This is a genomic window from Corynebacterium sp. ACRQP (assembly GCF_022345915.1).
Taxonomy (GTDB): Bacteria; Actinomycetota; Actinomycetes; order Mycobacteriales; family Mycobacteriaceae; genus Corynebacterium; species Corynebacterium lehmanniae.
Map to the genome: position 1 here is coordinate 1 of NZ_JAKRMZ010000002.1, position 22984 is coordinate 22984.

Annotated in this window: 24 protein-coding genes and 2 rRNA genes; 19 read left to right on the top strand and 7 right to left on the bottom strand. The window is 65.5% G+C overall.

The genetic code is table 11. The annotated features are described in order from the left end of the window. Window positions 1–125: ribosomal RNA gene (locus MHY23_RS01345) — 23S ribosomal RNA — on the top strand; the annotation flags it as partial. 169 nt (window positions 126–294) lie between these two features. Next, window positions 295–412 (top strand): 5S ribosomal RNA (rrf, locus tag MHY23_RS01350). Window positions 413–1368: 956 nt separating this feature from the next. Here the strand turns inward: rrf and MHY23_RS01355 are convergent. Beyond that, window positions 1369–2349 carry a pseudouridine synthase gene (locus tag MHY23_RS01355; RefSeq protein WP_239306097.1) on the bottom strand — a complete coding sequence of 327 codons (981 nt, stop codon included), beginning with the start codon at window positions 2347–2349 and terminating at the stop codon, window positions 1369–1371. Window positions 2350–2370: 21 nt separating this feature from the next. On the opposite strand from MHY23_RS01355, the gene MHY23_RS01360 reads away from it, so the two are divergent. From MHY23_RS01360 to MHY23_RS01385, 6 genes are all read left to right on the top strand, one after another. Next, complete coding sequence (locus MHY23_RS01360) at window positions 2371–2517, top strand: hypothetical protein (RefSeq protein WP_239306098.1); 147 nt, start codon at window positions 2371–2373, stop codon at window positions 2515–2517. 58 nt (window positions 2518–2575) lie between these two features. Next, on the top strand, window positions 2576–3472 hold the full coding sequence (locus tag MHY23_RS01365) for a universal stress protein (protein ID WP_239306099.1): 897 nt from the start codon (window positions 2576–2578) through the stop codon (window positions 3470–3472). A gap of 104 nt (window positions 3473–3576) precedes the next feature. After that, window positions 3577–3846: a GlsB/YeaQ/YmgE family stress response membrane protein gene (locus MHY23_RS01370; protein ID WP_239306100.1), complete on the top strand. Its 270-nt coding sequence runs from the start codon at window positions 3577–3579 to the stop codon at window positions 3844–3846. Between the two features lie 112 nt (window positions 3847–3958). Continuing rightward, entirely contained in the window at window positions 3959–4585 is a 627-nt protein-coding gene (locus tag MHY23_RS01375; protein WP_239306101.1) for a TetR/AcrR family transcriptional regulator, read from the top strand. Window positions 4586–4609: 24 nt separating this feature from the next. Beyond that, on the top strand, window positions 4610–5431 hold the full coding sequence (locus MHY23_RS01380) for a class E sortase (RefSeq protein WP_239306102.1): 822 nt from the start codon (window positions 4610–4612) through the stop codon (window positions 5429–5431). A gap of 2 nt (window positions 5432–5433) precedes the next feature. Next, window positions 5434–5586: a hypothetical protein gene (locus MHY23_RS01385; protein WP_239306103.1), complete on the top strand. Its 153-nt coding sequence runs from the start codon at window positions 5434–5436 to the stop codon at window positions 5584–5586. A gap of 4 nt (window positions 5587–5590) precedes the next feature. On the opposite strand, the gene MHY23_RS11955 is transcribed toward MHY23_RS01385, so the two are convergent. Together MHY23_RS11955 and MHY23_RS01395 are read right to left on the bottom strand one after the other, a co-directional pair. Further along, window positions 5591–6544: a TIGR00730 family Rossman fold protein gene (locus tag MHY23_RS11955; protein ID WP_239306104.1), complete on the bottom strand. Its 954-nt coding sequence runs from the start codon at window positions 6542–6544 to the stop codon at window positions 5591–5593. After that, a complete protein-coding gene (locus tag MHY23_RS01395; RefSeq protein WP_239306105.1) occupies window positions 6541–7086 on the bottom strand; it encodes a DUF2020 domain-containing protein in 546 nt (181 codons plus the stop codon). Before MHY23_RS01395 ends, MHY23_RS11955 begins: the two co-directional genes overlap by 4 nt. Between MHY23_RS01395 and MHY23_RS01400 the strand changes: the two genes are divergently transcribed. Continuing rightward, entirely contained in the window at window positions 7085–8362 is a 1278-nt protein-coding gene (locus tag MHY23_RS01400) for a sensor histidine kinase (protein ID WP_239306106.1), read from the top strand. The genes MHY23_RS01395 and MHY23_RS01400 overlap by 2 nt on opposite strands. After that, complete coding sequence (locus MHY23_RS01405; protein WP_181889282.1) at window positions 8340–8978, top strand: response regulator transcription factor; 639 nt, start codon at window positions 8340–8342, stop codon at window positions 8976–8978. Before MHY23_RS01400 ends, MHY23_RS01405 begins: the two co-directional genes overlap by 23 nt. Before the next feature lie 4 nt (window positions 8979–8982). Here the strand turns inward: MHY23_RS01405 and MHY23_RS01410 are convergent, their stop codons facing one another. Continuing rightward, window positions 8983–9618, bottom strand: coding sequence for a DUF6474 family protein (locus tag MHY23_RS01410; RefSeq protein WP_239306107.1), 636 nt, complete (start codon window positions 9616–9618; stop codon window positions 8983–8985). A gap of 88 nt (window positions 9619–9706) precedes the next feature. Between MHY23_RS01410 and MHY23_RS01415 the strand changes: the two genes are divergently transcribed. Next, a complete protein-coding gene (locus MHY23_RS01415; protein WP_239306108.1) occupies window positions 9707–11182 on the top strand; it encodes a TM0106 family RecB-like putative nuclease in 1476 nt (491 codons plus the stop codon). Between the two features lie 4 nt (window positions 11183–11186). Here the strand turns inward: MHY23_RS01415 and MHY23_RS01420 are convergent, their stop codons facing one another. Together MHY23_RS01420 and MHY23_RS01425 are read right to left on the bottom strand one after the other, a co-directional pair. Continuing rightward, window positions 11187–12359: an MFS transporter gene (locus MHY23_RS01420; protein ID WP_239306109.1), complete on the bottom strand. Its 1173-nt coding sequence runs from the start codon at window positions 12357–12359 to the stop codon at window positions 11187–11189. Between the two features lie 180 nt (window positions 12360–12539). Beyond that, window positions 12540–13142, bottom strand: coding sequence for a superoxide dismutase (locus tag MHY23_RS01425; RefSeq protein ID WP_070475864.1), 603 nt, complete (start codon window positions 13140–13142; stop codon window positions 12540–12542). A gap of 90 nt (window positions 13143–13232) precedes the next feature. Here MHY23_RS01425 and msrA point away from each other — a divergent pair, with 90 nt between their 5' ends. Then, the gene (msrA, locus tag MHY23_RS01430) at window positions 13233–13886 is read left to right on the top strand and encodes a peptide-methionine (S)-S-oxide reductase MsrA (protein WP_239306110.1); all 654 of its coding nucleotides are present in this window, start codon (window positions 13233–13235) and stop codon (window positions 13884–13886) included. Here the strand turns inward: msrA and MHY23_RS01435 are convergent, their stop codons facing one another. After that, a complete protein-coding gene (locus MHY23_RS01435; protein ID WP_239306111.1) occupies window positions 13887–15803 on the bottom strand; it encodes an alpha/beta-hydrolase family protein in 1917 nt (638 codons plus the stop codon). Between the two features lie 64 nt (window positions 15804–15867). On the opposite strand from MHY23_RS01435, the gene MHY23_RS01440 reads away from it, so the two are divergent. From MHY23_RS01440 to MHY23_RS01470, 7 genes are all read left to right on the top strand, one after another. Next, complete coding sequence (locus tag MHY23_RS01440; protein WP_338025182.1) at window positions 15868–16623, top strand: glycerophosphodiester phosphodiesterase family protein; 756 nt, start codon at window positions 15868–15870, stop codon at window positions 16621–16623. Window positions 16624–16632: 9 nt separating this feature from the next. Continuing rightward, the gene (locus tag MHY23_RS01445) at window positions 16633–17322 is read left to right on the top strand and encodes a glycerophosphodiester phosphodiesterase family protein (protein ID WP_239306112.1); all 690 of its coding nucleotides are present in this window, start codon (window positions 16633–16635) and stop codon (window positions 17320–17322) included. 37 nt (window positions 17323–17359) lie between these two features. Further along, complete coding sequence (locus MHY23_RS01450; RefSeq protein ID WP_239306113.1) at window positions 17360–18283, top strand: DUF5926 family protein; 924 nt, start codon at window positions 17360–17362, stop codon at window positions 18281–18283. Window positions 18284–18485: 202 nt separating this feature from the next. Continuing rightward, window positions 18486–19439, top strand: coding sequence for a carbohydrate ABC transporter permease (locus tag MHY23_RS01455; protein WP_181889274.1), 954 nt, complete (start codon window positions 18486–18488; stop codon window positions 19437–19439). A gap of 186 nt (window positions 19440–19625) precedes the next feature. Next, a complete protein-coding gene (locus MHY23_RS01460) occupies window positions 19626–20435 on the top strand; it encodes a carbohydrate ABC transporter permease (protein WP_239306192.1) in 810 nt (269 codons plus the stop codon). A gap of 43 nt (window positions 20436–20478) precedes the next feature. Continuing rightward, entirely contained in the window at window positions 20479–21801 is a 1323-nt protein-coding gene (locus MHY23_RS01465; protein ID WP_181889272.1) for an ABC transporter substrate-binding protein, read from the top strand. Window positions 21802–21835: 34 nt separating this feature from the next. Continuing rightward, a complete protein-coding gene (locus MHY23_RS01470; RefSeq protein ID WP_239306114.1) occupies window positions 21836–22966 on the top strand; it encodes an ABC transporter ATP-binding protein in 1131 nt (376 codons plus the stop codon). Window positions 22967–22984: the final 18 nt, after the last annotated feature.

A 22984-nucleotide genomic window follows, 5' to 3' on the forward strand; every position in this document is an offset into this window, starting at 1 on the left:
GAAGCCTGTTTTAAGATGAGGTTTCATTTGAGGTTCCCAGAAGACGACTGGGTTGATAGGCCGGACCTGGAAGCACAGTAATGTGTGGAGGCGACCGGTACTAATACACCAATAAACACACTTCGCAACACCGATCATGGGTGTGAACACCGCGAAAACGAACACAACCAAGAGCACATATGCTCCGCGTCCACTGTGCAGTCACTGACACAACACACCAACACCACCGCACGGTGTTGCCCGACACAATTACATACTGCTGACATGATCAGCCGTACACGCCCCCACAGGTGTGTCGGTGGTTGATGGCGGCGGGGAAACGCCCGGTCCCATTCCGAACCCGGAAGCTAAGCCCGCCCGCGCCGATGGTACTGCCCCCGGGAGGGAGTGGGAGAGTAGGTTACCGCCGACCCAACAACTTCACACAACAAGCACCCGCCACACAACCATTTGTGTGGCGGGTGCCTTCTTTTGGTGTTGCATGTTTGCGGGGTTGCGCATTGCGGACAACACGACCGACACCAACAATTGGTGTGCACCCACAAGCACCCGGTGTCGTGCGGACTTACGCATTGCGGACAACCCCGCCCGCACCCATCATTGGCGGGAACCCACGAATTTCCGTACCCGAGCAAACTTCGCATTGCGGACACCAGCGACACCGCCAACAATGGGTGGACACCAACGGACCTGCCGTCCGGTAGGCGGGGTTTCGTAAAAGCTGACAACAGCGTTTTGCAACCTGGAGAAACACGGGGTGAAAACCGGCCGCTCGTCAACTTCTGCGAGACACCTCTGCCGGCGCCCTTGCGGACGCCGCATTGCGGACAACCACACCCGCACCCATCATTGGCACCAAACTCCGCATTGCGGACAACGGCGGTGCCGCCAACTATGGGTGCACTCCAACGAACTTGCTGTCCGGTAGATGGGGTTTCGCAAAAGCTGACAACACCGATTTGCGACCTGGGGAAACGGTCGCCGGATACCGGCCGGTCGTCAACTTCTACGAGACCACCCCCAGGCTGCCGGCGCCAATGCGGACTTACGCATTGCGGACAACCCCGCACACACCCATCACGATCTAACACCTAAACCCGTTCACAACCACTTGACACAAAGCGACAACCCGCCTCCCCAGAATTCACCTGGGCAAACGTGGCAGCGCTGTCGATTCGTGCACAACCGGTACGCCGCACGTCGCCGCAGGGGCCCCTTAGCTGAGCAGCGGAGACCACCCCCCAGGCTGCCGGCGCCCCTGCGAATTCCGCCCTGCGGACTCCGCATGGCGGACAACCGCGGCCCCACAAACAATGGGTCTACACCCAGCAATCGAAGTAGGGGCTTCCGGTGCGCCAGCCCGCCGAGCTACAGCAATGGCCACTCGTCTTTGAGTCGGAAGTCCCGAACGCACCCGCTCAATGGGTCGGTGAACTCTAGACCGGTGCACCTGAGCAGCATCGGTACGGCGAAGTCCTCGTCGTCGGCAGGCAACAATGTGGGGTAGATGCGGTCGCCAAGAATTGGGGCGGCCTCCGCCATCATTTGCACGCGTAGCTGATGTGTGCGTCCGGTTTCTGGCTGCAAAACATACCGCCCTAGGGCGCCTGCAACCCCGTAGCGCCTCTGCAACGAGGCCTCCAGGCCAGGGTCGAGGCGGGAAACGCTGTCAACCACTGTCGCAGCGTTCGGTTCTGCGCCGGGCACCAGCCTCGCCGCGGGTTCGCCTGACTGTTTGGTGAGGTGGTGGTGCCAGGGGGTGGCCGGAGCGACGTCGTGAAGCAATGCGATTGCTTGGTACTCCTTGCGTACCTCGCGGCGCGCGAAAAGCTCCTGGTAGGCGCCGCGGATTTCGCGGCGTTTGGTTAGGAGAAGGAGCCCTGAGGTGGCTCGGTCGAGGCGGTGCGCGGGCGTGAGTTCTTCGTTCCCGGTGGCGCGCCGCAGTCGCACGGTCGCGGTTTCGGTGATGTGGGAGCCGCGGGGCATTGTGGCGATGAATGGCGGTTTGTCCACGACGAGAAGGTCGTCGTCCTCGAACACTGTGGTGATCTGGTGGGGGACGGGCTTTTCGGGGGCCGGGCGGCGGTAGAAGAACACGTCGGTGCCCGGTTCCAGCAGGTCATCCGCTGCAATGGGGGAGCCATCTCGCTTTACGACGAGACCTTCGGTGAACCTCGCCAGCACCCCATCCACGTTGTCCTCGGGGTGGCGGTGGCGTTGGGTGGACACCAGTTCCCAGATGAAGTCGGCGGCCGTGATGCCTGGGCCTTCTGGCACGCGGGCGCGGGTGGCGCCGAGGCCGTCGCGGGGCGGAAGCGGCCCCGTCTTCTGAGTCTTTTTCCGTGCCATGTGTGTAGTAGATTAGCCGCCATGGATTTAGGAGCATTGGTTGAACCGCTGACGGCATTTTTCTCCGAGGGCATCGGCAAGGCCATCATGGATGTCTTGAGCGTGATCTACCAGGTGTTGTTCCCGGCGAACGCTCCGGCGGCGACGCCGCAGGAACTGCCGCGCTAACCCGTCCAACGGCAGTAGACTGGGGTTATAACCAGCCGATCCGAGGAAAGGTTTGCACATGACCCAGGAAGATATCGTTGTTGTTGCCGTAGACGGCAGCCCTGCCTCCGACAATGCAGTCCGCTGGGCTGCGAACACGGCGATGAAGCGCAACATCCCGCTGCGCCTCGCGGCGGCGTACTCCATGCCGCAGTTCCTCTACGCGGAGGGCATGGTGCCGCCGCAGGAGGTCTTTGACGAGCTGCAGCGCGAGACCCTGCAGACCGTGGACCGCGCACGTGAGATTGCGCTCGAGATTGCGCCGGACCTGCACATCGGCCACGCGGTGGCGGAGGGTTCCCCGATTGACATGCTGCTGGAGATGTCCAAGGAATCGACCATGGTGGTCATGGGCTCCCGTGGCCTGAGTGGGATCTCGGGCATGGTGCTCGGCTCCGTGTCCGGTGCCGTCGTCTCGCACGCGTCCTGCCCGGTGGTGGTCGTGCGCGAGGACAATGCGGTGACGGAGGCGAACAAGTACGGCCCCGTCGTGGTCGGCGTGGACGGCTCGGACGTGTCGCGGCGTGCTACCGAGGTGGCCTTCGAGGAGGCGGCCGCGCGTGGCGCGGAGCTACACGCGGTGCACACCTGGGTGGACACCCAGATCCAGGGCCCGGGCGCAGGCTACGCGGTGTCTGAGGACCACTGGCAGGCTGTGCAGGCAGAGAAGGACGAGCTGCTGGGCACGTACCTGAACGAGCTGGCAAAGCAGTACCCGGAAGTCGTGGTGAAAAAGACCATTACCCGCGACCGTCCGGTGCGTGCGCTGGCCAGCGCCGCGCAGGACGCGCAGCTGCTGGTCACCGGTTCCCACGGCCGCGGCGGCTTCAAGGGCATGCTGCTGGGCTCGACCTCCCGGGCCCTGTTGCAAGAGGCGCCGTGCCCCATGATGGTCGTGCGTACACAAGATTTGTAAGCGAATTGTTACGCAATTGCATGCGATGCGTTGCCCGCCCATTTCATATCGGGCGCATAATGGCTCCCGTACTGATTAAAGCAATTAGAAGGGTTTGAAACACTATGGCACCTGCAATGGGTCTTATCGGCTGGATTGTTATCGGCGGTCTTGCCGGCTGGATCGGTTCCAAGATCCAGAACCGTGACGCGCAGATGGGCATCGGCTTGAATATCGTGGTCGGCGTCATCGGCGGTCTGCTTGGCGGCTGGCTGCTGTCCTTGTTCGGCGTGGACGTCGCCGGTGGCGGCCTGTTCTTCAGCTTCCTCACCTGCCTGCTCGGTGCGGTGATTCTGCTGTGGATCATCAATCTGGTGACCAGTAAGCGTCGATAGGCAATACGGCGGAATCCCTCGGGTTGAACCCGGGGGATTTTTTCGCGCCCGGTGGACTATACGTACCGGTTTGTCTATATTGATATGCGACCGACGCACGAAGGAGTTTTCCTTGGCCACCACCAGCAAGAAAAAGCCCGCGCAGCGACGCCGCGACCGGCCGAGCCCGCGCCAGCGGTTGCTGGACGCTGCAACAAAACTGTTCACCGAAGAAGGCATCCGCGTCATCGGCATCGACCGGATCCTGCGCGAGGCAGACGTGGCCAAGGCCTCGCTGTACTCGCTGCTGGGCTCGAAGGACAACCTCGTCATCGCCTACCTGGAGCAGCTGGACGAGCAGTTCCGCGCCCGCTGGGGCGAGCGCGCCGCGAAGGCGCCGGACGCGGACGCGAAAATCCTCGCATTTTTTGACATGGCTATCGACGAAGAGCCGGACAAGGATTTCCGCGGCTCGCCCTTCCTCAACGCCGCGGGCGAATACCCGCGCCCCGAGGTGGAGTCGGAGGAACGCATCATTGCGGCGTGCATGGCGCACCGCTCCTGGATGCACGAGACCATCACCGCCCTGCTGACGGAGAAGAACGGCTACGAGTCTTCCGCGCTGGCGGACGAGCTGCTGATCTTCCTCGACGGCGGGCTTGCCGGAGCCAGGATCCTGCACAGCGTCGAGCCGCTGCGCACCGCCCGCGCGTTGGCGGAGAACACGCTGGGCGCGCCGCCGCCGGATTACTCCATCTAGCGCGCCGACGCTACGCTGAGCCGCATGACCACGGCCCCCATGCACACGCAGCCGCGCCGCGTCACCGCCTCGCAGGTGATCGGCGAACTCCTGCTCACCGTCGGCGTGCTGCTGCTGCTGTTCGCGTTCTACGAGTCCTACTGGACCAACATCGCCTCCGGCAAGATGCAGGACGAGGTGCAGACCCGCCTGGAGGAGCAGTGGGTCAACCCCCGCCAAGCCAAGGTCACGCAGCTTGGCGACGCGTTCGCGCGCATGTACATCCCGGCGTTCGGGCAGGACTACCAGTTCGCCATCGTCGAGGGCGTGCAGGAGCACCAGCTGCTCACCGGCCCCGGCCACTACCCGGGCACCCAGAACCCGGGCGAGAACGGCAACTTCGCCGTCGCCGGCCACCGCGTGGGCAAGGGCGCCCCGTTCAACGACCTCGGCGCGCTGAAGGCCTGCGACGCCGTGGTGGTGGAAACGCAGACCGAGTGGGTGACCTACCGCGTGCTGCCGATGTCGCAGGACCCCGGGGAGCGCCGCAGGGAAGGCATCGGCTGCCTGCCCGGCGAGCTGAACGAGCGCATCGCGGCCGGCGACTACGCGCAGGTCAAAGGTCGCGAGATCACGCTGCCGGGCGACATTGAGGTGGTCAACCCCATCCCCGGCAACCGCTCGACGAAGGTGGAGCCGGGCATGGAAGGCCTGATCACGCTGACCACGTGCCACCCGCAGTTCTCCAACGCGGAGCGCATGATCATCCACGCGGTGCGCACGGAGGTGCAGCCGAAGGACCCGTCGGGCGCGCTGCCGCCCGCCATGAAGCCGGCGCAGAGCACGGCACAGAAAGAGGTGCGATAGCAATGTACGCGGCACTGTGGCGCAAGCTTCCCGGCCCCGCTCCGGTGAAGTGGCTGCTCACCCTGATCATTCTGGTGGGCGTGTTTTTCCTGCTCATGGAAATTGTCTACCCGTGGGTGTCGTCGTTGATGCCGTACAACGACGTCGCGGTGTAAAAACCTAGAGCCAACGCGGCACCGGCGGCGCCCAGGCGCGCAGTTTGGCAAGGAGCTCCTGCGGGTCGTCGGCGACGATCATGTGGGCGCGATCTGTGCGCCGCATGAAGCCCTGTTCCACCATGTGGTCGACCATCGCCACCAGCGGCGCCCAGAACTCGCTGCCGAGCAGCCCGATGGGTTTGTGGTGCAGGCCGAGTTGCTGGCTGGTCCATTCCTCGAACAGCTCGTCAAGGGTGCCGGCGCCGCCGGGCAGGGCCACGATGGCGTCGGCAAGCTCGCTCATGCGCGCCTTGCGTTCGGACATCGTCGCCACCACCTCGAGGCGCTCGAGGCCTTCGTACTGCAGCTCGTAGTTGACTAGGTGCTCGGTGAGGACGCCAATGCTTCTCGACGAACCTCCGGCCACCTCACCCATCAGCCCCACCTTCGACCCGCCGTAGACCAAGGTGATGTCGGCCTCCGCCAACGCCTCGCCGAACGCCCTGGCCAGCGCTGTATTGGCGGGGTTGGTGCCCTCGCGCGCCCCGGCGTAGACAGCGATGGCCTCGATCTCGCGGGCCTTCAGCGCCGGGAAGACCTCGCCGCGCAGCAGCGGCGCGATCTCGGCGTCGGGGGCGGCGGGGTCGATCCAGCGCGCCTCGGCGATCTCCGCGGCCGGCGCGGGGGACAGGCCGGCGCCGGGGTGCAGAAACACCGTCGAGGTGACGGTGCAGCCTGGCTCGTTGGAGGCGGGCGCGCTGAACTGGCCTAGGTAGCTTAAATCCTCCGGGTCGACATCGATGCCGACTTCTTCCCTGGTCTCGCGCAGCGCGGTGTCCACCAGGGTCTCGCCGGGCTCCGGTTTGCCGCCCGGGAGCTGGAAGCGCGGGCTCGAGTGCTTGCGCACGCACAGCACGCGGCCCTTGTCGTCGGTGAACACGATGGCGGCTACGGAGATAATCACAGGGCTATTCACAGGGCCAGGTTAGCGATTACTTCCTTGGCCACCGATTCGGCCTTCACGGACTCGTGCTGGTTGGTGAACACCGCCACCGCGGTCGGCCCCTTGGCCACGGCGTACGCTGCACCGATGCGGCCGGGCACGTCCCCGCCGCCGTGGCGGCCGCCGTCCCACCCGCCGGGCAGCGTTGCCGGCTGGGTCAGGTCCACCGGGGCGACGAAGTCCACCACGGCGCGGGCGTCTTCCACCGAGTCCATGTGGCGCACAACCACGGTCAGCTGCGGCTCCTCGGGGTAGGACCAGAACTGGCACGCCGGCGGGTCGAAGCGGGTGTCCGTGCCCACGCCGGTGACGCGCTGGCCGTTGGTTTGCGCGACCCACTCGGTGTCCAGGTAGGGGCACTCGGTCCAGCTGTCGCGCGGGGTGTCGGGGAGTGCTTCTACTGGCAGGGCTGGTTCGGGTGTGGGGGCGGCCGAAGGGTCGTCGATAGGCGAAGGCTCCTGCGAACACCCGGCGAGGGCGAGCACGAACAGGGCGGTGGGTACTCTCAGACGCATGAGCTCCAGATTAGTGCTGTTGGAGCAGCATCCCGGAAAGACCGCGGACTACCGGGCGCTCGATTTGGGCATCACGGTGCTGGCGGTGTGCCTCATGCTCGTCTCCTTCGGTGCGCTCGCGCGCATGCCGCTCAACGAGGCGCTGCTGCACATTGTGCTGACCGCCGCGTTCGCGTTTCTGCTGTTCTACGGCATGGTGGAGATGTACCGCTGGGGCGCGTGGGGGCGGGTGGCCTGGATGCTGGGGGCGACGGCGGTGTGGGTGGCGGACATGACCGTCTCGCCCGTGGCCGTGTACTGGGTGTTCGTGCTGTTCTTCGTGGCGCTGCGCGCCTTCGACAACTGGGTCGGCTACGCGTGGGTGGTGGCGTGCCTGGCCATTTCGATCGCCATGCAGATCCCGGCGGGGCTCACCCTCGGCGGGATCATGGGCCCGGCGCTGTCCGCGGTGGTTGTGGTGGCGATCGCGTACGCCTTCGACACCATCACCCGGGTCAGCCGCGAGAGGCAGCAGCTTATCGACGAACTGCTGGCCACACGCGACCGCCTCGCCGACACCGAACGCGCCGCCGGCGTGGCCCAGGAGCGCGAACGCCTCGCGCACGAGCTGCACGACACGGTGGCGCAGAACCTCTCCTCGATCCAGATGCTGCTGCACTCGGCGGAGCAGGACGTGCGGGCAAGCGGGCTGCCGGAGGGGGTTGCGCAAGTGCCGCTGAGGAAGATGGAGACGGCGCGCCGGGCGGCGTCGAATAACCTGGCGGAAACCCGCGCGATGATCGCCGCGCTCGCGCCGGCGCCGCTGACCGAGTCCTCGCTGCGCGACGCGCTGGCGCGGGTGGCCGGGGACTTCGGCGAGGCCGGCGGCCTGGACATCGGGGTGGAAGTCGACGGCGAGGCCGTCCCGCTGCCCATGCGGGTGGAGGCCGGGCTGCTGCGCATCGCCCAGGGCGCGGTGTCCAACGTGGTCAACCACGCCGAGGCGAGTGCCGCCCGCATCACCCTGACCTACGCGCCGGAGGAAGTGCGCCTGGACGTGGTGGACAACGGCCGCGGCTTCGACGTGGACGCGCAGGGGCTCAAACCCAGCGGGCTGGGCCACCTGGGGCTGGACGCGATGCGCTCGCGCGCCGCGGAGCTGGGCGGAAAGTTGGAGATTGAGTCCGCCCCCGGCGGGCCGACGGCGCTGACCGTGGCCGTGCCGGTTAGGATCAACCAAAAGACTGACCTTGACTCTAACGAGGAGACCGACGTTGATCCGGGTACTGCTGGCTGACGACCACGAGATTGTCCGCCTCGGCCTGCGCTCCGTTTTGGAAGCCGCCGAGGACATCAAAGTGGTGGCCGAGGTAGCCACCGCCGAAGGGGCGATCGCCACCGCGCAGGCCGGCGGCATCGACGTCATCCTCATGGACCTGCGATTCGGTGCCGGCGCGGAAGGCCAGCGCGTGACCACAGGCGCCCAGGCCACCGCCGCGATTCGGGCCAACATGACCAACCCGCCCAAGGTGCTGGTGGTGACCAACTACGACACGGACGCGGACATCCTCGGCGCCATCGAAGCCGGCGCCGTGGGCTACCTGCTCAAAGACGCGCCGCCGGAGGAACTCGTGGCAGCCGTGCGCTCCACTGCCCGCGGCGACGCCACCATGTCCCCCGTCGTGCGCAACCGGCTCGAATCCAGGGAACGCACCCCGCGCTCCTCGCTCACCCCGCGCGAACTGGAAGTGCTCCAGCTAGTCGCGGCCGGTTCCTCCAACCGCGAAATCGGCCGCCAGCTCATGCTCTCCGAGGCGACCGTGAAATCCCACCTCGTGCACATCTACGACAAGCTGGGCGTGCGCTCGCGCACCTCCGCCGTGGCGTCCGCGCGCGAGCAAGGCGTGCTGTAGCGCGCTACTTCGACAGCTTGGCGTGCACCTCTGCCGCCAGCTTGTTCAGGTCCTCGTCGATGGAGTTGTGCGCCAGGCGGCGCTGCTCCGGGTTGGCGTGCTCGGCGTTGCGCACGGCCTGCTCCAGCTCGTCGAGACGCACGCGCGCGTCGCCCTTGAAGCCCTCGCCGAGGTTGTCGGTCTGGTCGATGTTCTGCCGGACGGCGTCGATACGCGCCTTGAGCTCGGCGCCGCGGCCGGAGTGGCGCGCGAGATCCTGCGACGTCAGCCCCAGGCCGGCGGCCCGGTTGTTCACCTGGCTCTGCTGGAACGAGGTCAGCGCCTTGTACACCAGCGGCAGCAGCACAGGCACCAGGATGCGCGCGGCGGAGACCCACTGCTTCGCCTTCTTCTGGGTGATGCCGGACTCCTCAATGCGCTTCAGGTGCGCCTTGGCCAGGTCCTTCTCGTGCTTCTGCTTGCGCTTCAGACCCTTCTTCTCTTCCTTGAGCAGACGCTTTTCCGCCTTGTCCAGGAGCTTGGCCACGCGCTCGTCGGCCTTCGCCTCCTGCTTGGCCAGCTGGCGCGCGTGCGTCTGCGCCGCCTTGACCTCGGCCTTTGTCTTCGCGCGGGACTTGCGGATGGCCTCGAAAACACCCATGGTTGTATCTCCTCTAATCGTTCGCTCTAACGCCCATACACTGTACCTTCCGGGGCACTACCCCTGCCCAGGTATCGTTTGAGGCATTGTGAGTAACGAACCTGTGCGCGCCTCGGACCTTGTGGGCTGCCGCTTCCGCCAGCGGCAGCGCCGCGCGCACCCGGACGTACCCGAATTGCCGGAGGCGCTGCTGCGCCAGCCGCAGATCGACGCCGCCCGCGCCGCCGTGTTCGACCTGCTGCCCGTCAAGCGCGCTCTGGGCGACGGCGCTGGCAAGACCTTTGTGCGCGTGGACATCGACCCTGGCTCAGACTGTGTGGCAGCAACGCAGGATGCTTTACGACGCCGCGCGCACCTGATCACCAACGCCACCCTGACCGGCGCGGTGGAGGGCGTGGACGCGGAAGCCGACGTGGACGTCCTCGTGCGCACCGACGCCGGGTACCTGCCCGTGGTGATTTCCAACCACCGCGTCGCCCGCTCGCACCCGAGCGCCGAGCTGGAGATGATCCCCACTGGCCGGCTCGGGCTGGGCAAGCCACTTGTGGTGGGGGCGAAGGCGCGCCACCATACCGTCGACGGCTACCGCGTCACGCTGGCGCACCTGCTGCTCGGCGAGCGCGCGGACGGCCGCGGGGCGGTCATCGGCCAGGACCGCACGCGCGCGTACCTGTGCGACCCGTCGCGCTACATCGAGCCGCTCGTGGGCGCGCTGCTGGTGCCGCTGCCGACCGAACCGAAGCGCCTGAAACAGTGCGCCACCTGCCGTTTCTGGCCGCTGTGCGAGCCGCGCCTGGTCGAGCTCGACGACATCTCGCTGCTGCTTCCGGGCGGCCGCGGCGACGTGTGGCGCGAGCGCGGCATTGACACAGTGCAGCAGCTTATCGACGAAGCTCCGCCCGAACCCGCCGCCCTCGCCCGCGCCTGGCGCGCAGGCATCCCCGTGCTGCGGCGCCCCGGATTCGCGCCCGCGCCCCGCGCCGACGTGGAGGTCGACGTGGATATGGAGGCCTACCTGGACCAGGGGGCCTACCTGTGGGGCACGTTCGACGGCGCCGACTACCGCGCGTTTGTCACCTGGGACGATGTCGGCGGCGATGCCGAGGAGGAGAACTTCGCCGCGTTCTGGTCCTGGCTGATGGCGCGCCGGGCGGCCGCCCACGCCGAGGGCAAGACCTTCCGCGCCTACTGCTACGCCGCGGGCGGGGAGAACCACTGGCTGCGCTCCTCCGCGAAGCGGTTCGGCTCGGTGGACGAGGCCGAGGTGGCCGCGTTCATCGCCTCCGACGAGTGGGTGGACGTGTTCGCGCACGTGCGCCGATCGCTCGTGGGCACCGACGGGCTGGGGCTGAAGGCGCTGGGCCCGGTCGTGGGCTTTGAGTGGGAGGACGACGACGTCGACGGCGAGCGCTCCGTCGCGCTGCGCCGCGCCGCCCGGTTCGGGGACCAGGCCGCCCGCGACATGCTGCTGCGCTACAACGAGGACGACTGCCGCGCCACCCGCGCCGTGCGCGACTTCCTCGCCGCCGGCGCGCCGGGCGTGCCGGAGTTCGGCGCGGTGTAGCGGCCTACCGCTCCGCCTTCCACAGCGCCGCGGCCACCAGCGTCAGACCACCGAGCAGCACCGCCAGCACCGCAACGAACCCGGCCCACGGCAGTCCCTCGTAGGCCCAGCCGGTCGCGGCCCCCAGGATCGACGAGCCCATGTAGTAACAGAACACGTACATGCTGGATGCTTCCGCGCGGTCGCGCTCGGCGATGAGGCCGACCCAACCGGAGGCCGTCGAGTGGAGCGCGAAAAAGCTCGCCGTGAACACCAGTAGGCCAGCGAGCGCGATCCACAGCGAAGGCGCGGCGACGGCCAGCGCGCCCGCCAGCATCAGCAGCGCAGAGGCCAGCACCACCACGCCGCGCCCGTAGCGTCGTGAAAGTGCCCCGGCGCGTGCGCTCGACCAGGTGCCGGACAGGTACACCACGTACACCAGACCCGACAGCGCGGCGGGCAGCCCGTAGTCCAGCACCGCGCGGAAGCCGAAGAAGTTGTACATGGACACGAACACGCCCATCGCGATGAACGCGGTGGCATACAGCCCCACCAGCCGCGGGTTTTTCAGGTGGCCCAGCATCGCGCGCACTTCCACGCTCGGGCGTATCGACGCCTTCGGCACAAAATTGCGCTGCTCCGGCAACGCCCACGCCGCCAGCGCCGCCAGCGTGAAGGCAACCATGGCGCTGCCGAACATGGCCCAGCGCCAGGAGGTGACCTCCAGAAGCCCGGCCGGGATGAGGCGCCCGCTTAGGCCCCCGATGGAGTTGCCGGCGATGTACAGGCCCATCGCGCCGGGCAGGTCGCGCGGGTCCAGCTCTTCGGAAAGCCAGGTCATGGCTACCGCAGGGGTGCCGGCGATGAGCGCGCCCTGCACTGCGCGAAGGGCGATGAGCTGCCCCGCGGTCTGCGCCAGCGGAAGGGCGAGGCCGAGCGCGGTCGCGCCGAGCGCCGAGACCACCAGCACGCGCCCGCGCCCGTACTTCTCCGACAGGATCGAGGCGGGCACCACGCACAGCGCCAGGGCGCCGGTGGCGGCGGAGACGGTCAGCGCGGCGGTAGACGGGCTGACTGCCAGCTCGGTGGTGAGGGTGGGTAGCAGCGCCTGCGTTGCGTACAAGGCGTTGAAGATGGCCAGCCCGAACGCGAGCATGGCCCACGTTGCGCGGCGATATTCCAGGCTGCCTTTCTGCATGCCCACCATGCTAGGAAATTCGCAGCAGGAATTTCGCAAAACCCCTTGCGCGATAAGGTAAGCCTAACCTAGTATCAATTCTGAGTTCGCAGGGACTCGACGTATCACAGGGAAAGCCAGCGCCCGCCGCCTCCAAAACGGAGGTGGCGGGCGCTGGTGTGAGGGGAGGCGGAGCCGTCGTTAGGCAGATGCCTTTGCGTAGCGCTCGTTGACGTCGTCCCAGTTGACAACGTTCCACCAAGCCTCGACGTAGTCAGCCTTGACGTTCTTGTACTGCAGGTAGAACGCGTGCTCCCACATATCCAGCATGAGCACCGGGGTGAAGTCCACGGAGATGTTGCCCTGCTGGTCGGTCAGCTGCTGGATGATCAGGCGGCCGGCGATGTGGTCGTAGCCGAGCACTGCCCAGCCAGAGCCCTGCAGGCCGGTGGCGACGCCAGCGAACTGCTTCTTGAAGGCCTCGAAGGAACCGAAGTCGCGGTCGATGGCCTCAGCGATCTCGCCGGTCGGGTTGCCGCCGGCGTTCGGTGCCATGTTCTTCCAGAAGATGGAGTGGTTGGTGTGGCCACCCAGGTTGAACGCCAGGTTCTTGGACAGGGCGCGCAGGCGGTCTGGGTTCGCCTCACCGTTGCGCTCGGCCTCGAGGGCCTCGAGCGCGGCGTTCGCGCCAGCAACGTAGGTTGCGTGGTGCTTGTCGTGGTGCAGCGTCATAATCTCTTCGGAGATGTGCGGCTCCAGCGCGTCGTATGCGTAGGGGAGATCGGGAAGCTCGTAAACAGCCATGATTGATTCCTTTCGTCTGCGAATCAGTTGCGGACCCCATGGTAGAGAAAATTTGGGAACAGTGTTGTGGCCGAAGTCGTTGTGTAGGGCATGGGATTTCTTTTCGCACCTTCGCCAAAGCTTGTCGATGTCAGCTCCGCCCTCCCCGGCCGCCCCGAGCCGGTCCTGGCCAACCCGCGCGAGCACGCCGTGCTGGGCACGCCCACCACGGGTCCGTGGCGCGAGGGCCAGAAACGCGTGCTCGTGGGCATCGGCTGCTTCTGGGGCGCGGAGAAGATGTTTTGGCAGCTGGACGGCGTGAACTCCACCTCGGTGGGCTACGCCGGCGGCGTCACTCCGAACCCGACGTACCGCGAGGTGTGCTCTGGGCAGACCAACCACGTTGAGACGGTGGAGGTGGTCTACGACCCGGAAGTGATCACGCTGAAAGACATTGTGAAGACCGCGCTGGAGGCGCACGACCCGACCCAGGGCTACCGCCAGGGCAACGACGTGGGCACCCAGTACCGCTCCGCCTTCTACACCGACACCGAGGAGGAGGCCGAACAGGTCCGCGGGTGGATCCGCCAGTACGAAAAGGACTTGCAAAGCGCCGGGTACGGCGACATCACCACCGAGGTGAAATCCGTGGAGGCCGACGGCGTGAAGTACTACCTCGCTGAGGAGGAGCACCAGCAGTACCTGCACAAGGTGCCCAACGGATACTGCCCGCACCACTCCACCGGCGTGGCCTGCGGGATCTAGCTAGTAGCCGTGCTTTGAGGGGAACCCGTTTTTGGGCATGCGGGTTTTCGTGGCGTCGTTGTGGATCCAGCGCGCCACCCGCACCAGCTCGGGGCGGGAAAGCGCCTGCGGGCCGGCGTCGTCGCCCGCGCCGTGGATGACCGCGTTCCAGTAGGCGACGGTTTCGTCGTGGTAGTTGTGCCCGTGGGGTGAGGGGTAGTCCTTCGACGGCAGCTGGTCGATGCCGATCTGCCAGTACGTCACCAGCGGCATCCAGCGCATCGTGTCCAGCGCGTCCAAGTGCTGGGCGGGCGGGGCGGGCTCGCCACGCGATCCGGGTTCGCGCAGCCAGTCCGGGGCCTTCCACGCCAGGGACGGCTCCCACCACACCACCGGGTCAGAGGCATGCTGGGCGAAGACGAACCGGGGCTCGACCCAGGTGTTGGCGTAGGAATGGCCGCGGAAGTCGTGGCGCAGGTGCGCGGGGTGGGCGGTGAAGCGGACGTGGCGGCCGCCGTCGATAAGCGGGAGGCGCTGCGGGGAGCCCTTCTCGCGGTGACGGGTGAGGTAGCTGTGGTTGCTGGCGAAGCCGGGCGTGCCCGTGAACACGCCGCCTGAGGTTTGCTCAAGGAACTCCTCGACGGTCTCGAACGCGTCCGACACGCCGTACGCGCCCAGCGATTCTCCGCCGACGTAGAGCTTCGGGCGTGTTTCGGGGTCGAGTTGTTCCAGCTCGCTGCGGATTGCCTCGATGAGCACGCGCGAGGAGTTCACCGGGTTCTTGCGGTCCGCCAAATAGGAATACGCCGAGGGCAGGTAGGAGTACTGCATGGCCACCACGGCCGAGTCGCCGCGGGTGACAAACTCGAAACCCGAGGTGTGAAAGTCGTTGATCCAGCCCGTGCCCGCCGCCGACATCACCGCGATGTGGCTGCGCTCGAACGCGCCGGTGCGGTGCATCTCCTCGACCGCGACGGCGGCCATTTCCTCGAAGTCCGGGGCCTGGTCGCGCTCTGTGTCCAGGCCGACGAAGATGCGGATCGGCTCCATCGCCCCGCCGTCCACGAGGCGCTCGATGTCCTCCTTGCGGGGGCCGCCGGCCACCACCGCGCGGCCCTGGCGGCCCATCGTGTTCCAGTCCACCGCGGAATCCGGCGAGCCGGAACGCTCAGGCCGCTTCGGCTGGTCCGCGCCGCGCATGAACTCGCGGTCCAGCTCCTGCGCCTGGCGGCTCACGCGCACCGCGAAGCGGCGCACCACCATCTGGTCGCCAACCAGAATCAGCAGCGCGCCGCCGCCCGCGATCGCCAGCGGCCACGACGCCACCGGCGGCAGTTTCTTGCCCAGCAGCTCGTTGATCGCGTCGATGAACGTCTGGATCGCATCGCCGACAAGCAGCACCACGCCGTAGCCCAGCGTGCCCACCGTGATGCCGAGGATCTGCGGGCTGACCTTGAACTTCTCGTCGCTTTCCACCAGCTTTTCCTGGTGTGCGCGGCGGCGCAGCGACGTGACGAATACGCCCGCGGTCACGCCCGTCATGGCCAGACGCACCGGGTCGGGAAGCAAACTCTGCGGTTCGTCGGAGCGGACGGGGCGGAGGGCCTGCGAAGCTACCGTCGCAAAGCCATGGCCCAGGCCCTGCAACACACCGACGTTCGCGGCAGTCGCCCACCAGCTGTGAGGCAGCAGCGACGGCGACACCGCACCCCACGTCGCCACCTCAGCCCCCGCAAGCCCCGCGCGGAAACTCGGAGGCAAGCGCCGCAGACCACCCATGCGCACGCCCGGGGAGATGTCAGCCAGCACCTCCAACACGCCCATCGGCAACGCCAGCACACCGTCGCGCTTGACGGAATAGCGCGAACGCGCGCGTTGCAGCGCGTCCGGCAGCTGATCTAAAGCGGTGCGGGCTTTGACGAGGAAATTGGAAGGCACGGAAGCGATTGTTCCAAAAATGTTCCGGTCGCGGGGGCTGCTGCGCGCGGGTAGCCTCGCAGCCGTGAGCGAGAAGATGCCCAAGATTGTTGCGCACCGCGGATTCTCCGGACACCACCCCGAGCTGACGCGCCGGGCGTTCGAAGAAGCTTTGAAGCTGCCCATCCACGGCATCGAATGCGACGTGCGCCTCAGCCGCGACGGGCGCGTGGTGGTCTTCCACGACGCGTCGGTCAACCGCACCACCGACGGCCGCGGCCGCGTGGACTGCCTGGACTTCTCGGCGTTGCGGGAGCTCAACTGCGGCACCAAAGACGAGCCGCAGCAGATCATGTGCCTGGAAGAACTGCTCGAACTCATGCAGGACTACCCGGACAAGCACATCTACATCGAAACGAAGCACCCCACCATCTACGGGCCCGAGGTGGACGAGCAGACCTTGCGAACGTTGCGCTACGCCGGGCTGCACGAATCCGAAAACGTGCACGTGATCTCCTTTTCCCACCGCGCCGTGCGCTACTTCACCGAAATGGCGCCCGAGCTGGAAACCTTCTACCTGTTCCGCCTGAAAGAGATGCGGTGGAACCGCAAGAGCCGCATGCTCTCCCGCCCCTACGGCGTCGGGCCTGCGCTGCAGCACCTGCAACTGCGCCAAGAGCTGCTGGGCTACCGGGGGTTGCGCACCTACACCTGGACCGTGAATACCCCGCGCCAAATGCGCTGGTGCGCCGACAACGGCGTCGACGTCATCGCCACCGACCTGCCGGACGTCGCTTTGGCCGCGTACGGGCAGGTGCCGGCCGCGGCGGTGGCGGGGTAGGGAGGAAATATGACTGGAATCATCGCGCACCGCGGCTTCAACGGCCTGTACCCGGAAAACACCCTTCGCTCCTTCGAGGAGGCGCTCAAGCTGGACATCGCCGGCATCGAGTGCGACGTAAACCTGACGGCAGACGGACAGGTGGTGGTCATCCACGACTTGACCGTAGACCGCACCTCTGACGGCTCTGGCGAGGTGGCGCAGATGCCTCTCGACGAGCTCCGCCAACTCAACATCGGCACCGAGGACGATCCGCAGCAGATCATGCTGTTGGACGAGCTGCTGGACCTCTTGGAGCAGTACCCGGGCAAGCACATCCTGATTGAGACGAAGCACCCGTCGCCGTTTGGGGCGGCGTTGGAGGAGGCCGTGGCAGACGTGCTGCGCGGCCGCGGCATGGAGGCGGACGAGCGCGTGCACCTGATCTCCTTCAACCCCGAGGCGATCCAGCGCTTCCACCGCCTGCTGCCTGAGCTGGAGACATTCCTGCTGGCAGACGATTCGTTTGCGCCCGTGGGGGACTGCGGTGCCGGCCCGAGCGTACGCATGGCGAAGGCCCACCCCGAGCTGCTCGACGGCCGGTTCCGTACCTATGTGTGGACCGTGAACCTCCCAAAGGACATGCTGTGGCTGCAGAAGCACGGCGCATCCTTGATTGGCACCGACCTGCCGCATATCGCGCTGGAGACCCTGGTGTAGCGTTCGCGGCCGCAGAGCGGCCGGTACGATTGCGCGCATGGTGCAACGCAAGCCGAAAAAGAAGAAGAACCGCGAGGACCTGCCCGAGGGCATGTCCCGCCGCGAGGCCAAGCTGGCCGCCCGCGCAGCCGAGCGCGAGAAGCTGCAGAAGGACCCCCGCCCGTTCGGCGGCCTGGCCGCAGAGGCCGACCTGGTCGCGCTGCAGGAGTTCGTGCCGTCCGCCGTAGTGAAGTTTGACGTCAAGGGCACGCCGGTGAACATCGTCACCGTGCTGCCGGGCGCCGGTGCCGCGCTGGTGCGCGAGGAATCCGAGGGTGGAGAGCGCTTCGTCGCCCTGCAGGTCACCTCCCACTCCCAGAACCCGGGGCGTGACCTCGCGTACGCCCTGAACTGGGTCGTCGATGCGGCGCCGGGTGAGACGCTGCAGTCCACCGTCGCCGACGGCTCGCAGCCGGAGCTTTCTTCGCTTATCGACGCCTCCGCTATCCCCGACATCACCACCTACCAGGACTTCTCCTGGTGGTTCCCCGAAGGTGCCGCGGTGCCGCCGCAGATCCAGCAGGCGCTACAGCAGGCCAACGACGCTGTCCTGCCGTCCGAGAAGATCGGCGCGGACCTGCCGGGCGCGGTTTGGTGGGTCAACCCCGGCGGCGGCAAGGCACACATCCGCTGGGTGCGTACCGAGGACAACGAGGCGCAGATGCTCTCCGCGCTGGCACGCATCGCCGCGCGCGGCGAGCTGAACCTGGGTGAAGGCACCAAGTTCGCCGGCGTCTTCCGCACCCACGGCCTGGTCGTGCCGGTATTCGACCTCGACCCGTCCGTGGAGGCAGGCTCCTACGGCGAGGCGCTGGCCGCGCTGAACAAGCAGATCGAGGCGGAGTACACCAACGACGCTGCGTTGACCGCCGACGAGCGCAAGCAGCTGGACAACATCAGGTCCCGTCAGGTGACCATCTAGCGCGTGCGTGATTCTTGAACGCCCCGGATGGCTGGTTTCTTTGCGAAAGCTGAGAGTGGACATGCTAACCGGGGCGGCCAGGATTGTGCTGTTGTCGCACGATATTGGTGTTTGTGACGCGCACGATCCGTTGGCGCAACGTTCTCTTTAATACAACTCTCAGTTAACTGTGCGTTCATGGACGGGGCTTACGGTGCTCCCCATGAGTACGACAATTCCGGCAATCTCCGTGGAGCCAGAGGTCTCCGCGGAGTACGCGGCATCCCGTCGGAAAGGCCGCCGGAAGATTGACTGGCGCCAGGTAGGCCTGGCCACGCTGTTGGTCGGCCCAAACCTCCTGTTGTTGATTCTGTTCACCTACCGCCCTTTGGTGGACAACATCCGCATCTCTTTCTACAACTGGAACATCTCCTCCCCGTCGATGACGTGGGTCGGGCTGCAGAACTACATCGACTGGTTCCAAGCCCCGGAGACCAAGACCATCGTCTGGAACACACTGATTTTTACGTTCTTCGCAGTGGCGGGATCGATGGTGATCGGGCTTGCGCTCGCGGTGCTGCTGGACCAGAAGCTGTTCGGACGTGCGGCGGTGCGTTCCATGGTGTTCGCCCCGTATGTCATCGCAGGCGCAGCCATCGGTGTGGCTTTCCAGTTTGTGTTCGATCCCCGCTACGGATTGATCCAGTACTTCCTCAACCTTCTTCACATTCCGGTGCCGAATTTCTACCAGAACTCCGGTTGGGCGCTGTTCATGATCACGGTGACCTACATCTGGAAGAACGTCGGCTACGTCTTTGTCATCTACTTGGCTGCGCTGCAGGGGCGCCGGCACGACCTTGATGAGGCGGCGGAGATTGACGGCACGTCCGCGTCGCGGCACTTCTTTCGGGTTGTGCTGCCGCAGCTGCGAGGCACCACGTTCTTCCTCCTTATCACAGTGCTGCTTAGTTCGTTCCAGGTCTTCGATGTCATCAACGCGATGACTAGGGGCGGTCCATTCACCTATGGCACAACGACGATGGTGTTCCAGGTCTATACGGAAACCTTCGTGAACGGCCGCGCAGGTTACGGCGCTGCGGTAGCCACGATCATGTTCCTCGTCGTCCTGATTATCACCGTGCTCCAAATCAAGCTGCAGGAGAGGTTGGACAAGTAGATGTCGACGCAGTTCTCAGCTGAATCCAGCAAGTCCGCGAAGCCGGCGCAGCAGCGCCCGGCGGCGATAGTGCGCGATGAGGATTCCTTGCCGCCGGTGCCCGGCAGCCAGGGGTCTAGCGAACCTGTGATCACCGATGCGCAGCGCAAGCGTAAAGGCGCGCCAGCCGAAGCTAGCTCAAAAGGCATGAAGTTTTTGGGGTATGCCGCTTTGGTGCTCACGGTGCTCATGATCTTGGTGCCGCTGTACTTCATCGTGATCACCTCGTTTAAGACCTACCAGGATGTCTACTCGGATCCGATCACGTTCTGGCCCAACCCTCTGGTGCCGGAAAACTACGCGCGTGTGTGGGAGACGTCTGGGTTCCCGCAGTATCTGCGCAACTCCATCGGCATCACCCTCATCCTTACCGTGATCAAGGTCGTCCTCGGGGTGCTGTCGGCTTACGCTTTCGCGTTTCTGCGATTCCCGGGGCGAAATCTGCTCTTCCTTCTGGTGATCGCTGCGCTGATGGTGCCCAACCAGATCACCATCATTTCCAACTACGCCCTGGCTGCCTCGCTGGGGTGGCGCGACACCTGGACCGGTGTCATCGTCCCTCTGGCTGGTGTGGCGTTCGGCTGTTTCCTCATGCGCAACCACTTCCAGTCCCTGCCAGCCGAGATTATGGAAGCAGCAGAAATGGACGGCGCCGGCTTTTTCACCCGGCTGTTCAAGGTGGTCCTGCCGATGTCTTGGCCGACTCTGTCGGCGTTCCTGCTCATTACTGTCGTCAACGAGTGGAACGAGTACCTCTGGCCGTTCCTCATCACTGACACTCCGGCCGCAGCCACGCTGCCAGTCGGCCTGACCCGGCTGCAGGACGCGGAAGGCTTGACCAACTGGGCGCCGGTGATGGCTGGCACGGTGCTGACCACGCTTCCCATGATCATCGTGTTCATCCTCCTGCAGAAGCAGATGATCAAGGGCCTCACCGCGGGCGCCGTCAAGGGCTGACCCGCTTCAAACTCCCCGTACCAATTCAAGAATGGAGAACCCCATGTCCACCAGTTCCCTGACGAAGCGTCTCGGCGCCGCAGCTCTTGCTGCTCTGACCGCTGTTTCCCTCACTGCTTGCGCAGGCGGGTCTACCAGCGATGGCGGCAACGGAGGCGGAAACGCTGCAGGCGACGAGAACAAGATTGTCTTCTGGTCCAACCACCCGGGTAAGTCCCGTGATTTGGAGCAGGAGCTCATCGACGCGTTTGAGAAGGAAAACCCGGACCTTTCCGTCGAGCTGGTCGACGGTGGTGCCAACTACGAGGAGTTGGCGCAGAAGTTCAACGCCGCGCTTGCTGGCAATGACCTGCCGGACGTCATCGTCGCTTCGGACGTGACCTGGTTCAATTTTGCGCTGAACGACGCCACGACCCCACTGGACGAGCTGTGGGAGTCCGAAAACATCGACTCCGATTCCTACGTGGATACCCTGCGCGACGACTACCTCTACGACGGGAAGCACTACGGCGTGCCCTACTCCCGCTCCACCAACCTCATGTACTGGAACACCGACGACCTGGCTGCTGCGGGTCTGCCGACGGATCGTGGCCCGGAGACCTGGCAGGAGTTCGATGAGTGGGCGGGCAAACTCAAGGAAAAGACCGGCCACCCGGCGCTGACCATTCCGGATGGCTCCAGCTACCTTGACTGGTACTTCCAGGGCATGGTGTGGGCGTTCGGTGGCGCATACTCCAATGAGTGGGAGCCGACGTTCTCCGACCCGAAGACCATCGAGGCCGCGAAGTTCCTCCAGGACCAGGTGCAGAAGGGCCACATTGAGATCAGCACCGACCCAACTGTTGCTTTCGGCAACGGCAATGCATCGGCGCTGCTGGAGTCCACTGGCTCCCTCGGCGGCCTGAAAGACTCCGCGACCATCCCGTTCATCACCACCTACCTGCCGGGCCCCGGCCCGTCCGCGGCCACCGGCGGCGCTGGCTTGGCCGTGCCGAACGGGATCTCGGATGCCCGCAAGAAGAACGCGGTGAAGTTCATCGACTTCATCACCAACACCGAGAACACGATCAAGTTCTCGCAGAAGACCGGGTACATGCCGGTGCGTAAGGACGCGCTGGAGAACCCGGAGGAGCGCAAGTTCCTGGACGAGAATCCGAACGCCGAGACCGCAATCAAGCAGCTGAACGAAAACACGAAGCCGCAGGACTACGCGCGTGTGTTCGTTCCGGGTGGCGGCAAGCGTATCGGCGGAGCACTGGACAAGATCACCGTTGGTGGCCAGGACGTGGAAAAGGTCTTCGCTGACCTGGACACCGAAACCCAGCAGGTCATCGACCGCGACATCGCCCCGAAGCTGGATAAGTAGCCCGGACTGGCTCGAGCACGAAAAGGAGTCGCACATGGCACCAGTTGAATTCCGTCAAGCGTCCCGCATCTACGACCCGTCACGTCCACCTGCGGTTAGCCGCATCAGCCTCGACATTGCCGACGGCGAGTTCCTTGTTCTCGTCGGTCCGTCCGGCTGCGGCAAGTCGACCACGCTGCGCATGCTCGCTGGGCTGGAACCGGTGGATGAAGGCCAGATCTTCATCGACGGCGTAGACGTGACCGAGACGCGCCCGCGCGACCGAGACGTTGCCATGGTGTTCCAGTCCTACGCGCTCTACCCAAACATGACGGCCCGCCAGAATATGGCCTTCGCGTTGGAAAACGCGAAGGTGGATAAGGCGACCATCAAGGAGCGGGTGGACTTCGCGGCGAAGATGCTCGAGCTGGAAGACCTCATGGACAAGAAACCGGCTGCTATGTCCGGTGGCCAGCGTCAGCGCGTCGCAATGGGCCGCGCCATCGTGCGGGAGCCAAGAGTTTTCCTTATGGACGAGCCGCTGTCCAACCTGGACGCCAAGCTGCGCGTGTCCACCCGTGCGCAGATTCTGCAGCTACAGCGCAAGCTGGGTACAACCACGGTCTACGTCACCCACGACCAGACTGAGGCGATGACCATGGGCGACCGCGTCTGTGTGCTGAAGAAAGGCATTCTCCAACAGGTGGACACTCCGGCGAACCTGTACAGCAATCCGGGCAACACGTTTGTGGCGTCGTTCATCGGCTCGCCCGCGATGACGCTGATTGAGAACGTGCCTTTCATCGATGGCCACGTCGTTGGCGGCAAGGGCCACGCCATGGACTACTTCATCCCCCGCGAGCTAGCAGCCAAGGTGGAGTCCGAGCGCGTGATCGTCGGTGTGCGCCCGGAGAACTGGGAGATCGTGGGTGTGAACCAGCCCGGCCAACACTACGGTCTGCCGGTTCAGGTAGACATCGTTGAGCATCTCGGCTCTGACCTATACGTCTACGGGCACCGTCAGGAGCAGGCCGACGAAGTGATCGCGGTCCGCGGCGACCGAATCACGGTGAAGGTGCCCCGCGGCATCGATGTCGATCACGGTGACACCATCTACCTGCGCCCGATGGAAGGCGGCGTCGTCTTCTTCGACCCGGAGACCGAGATCAACTACGACTACCTGTAGAAGCTGAACCGCTGGACC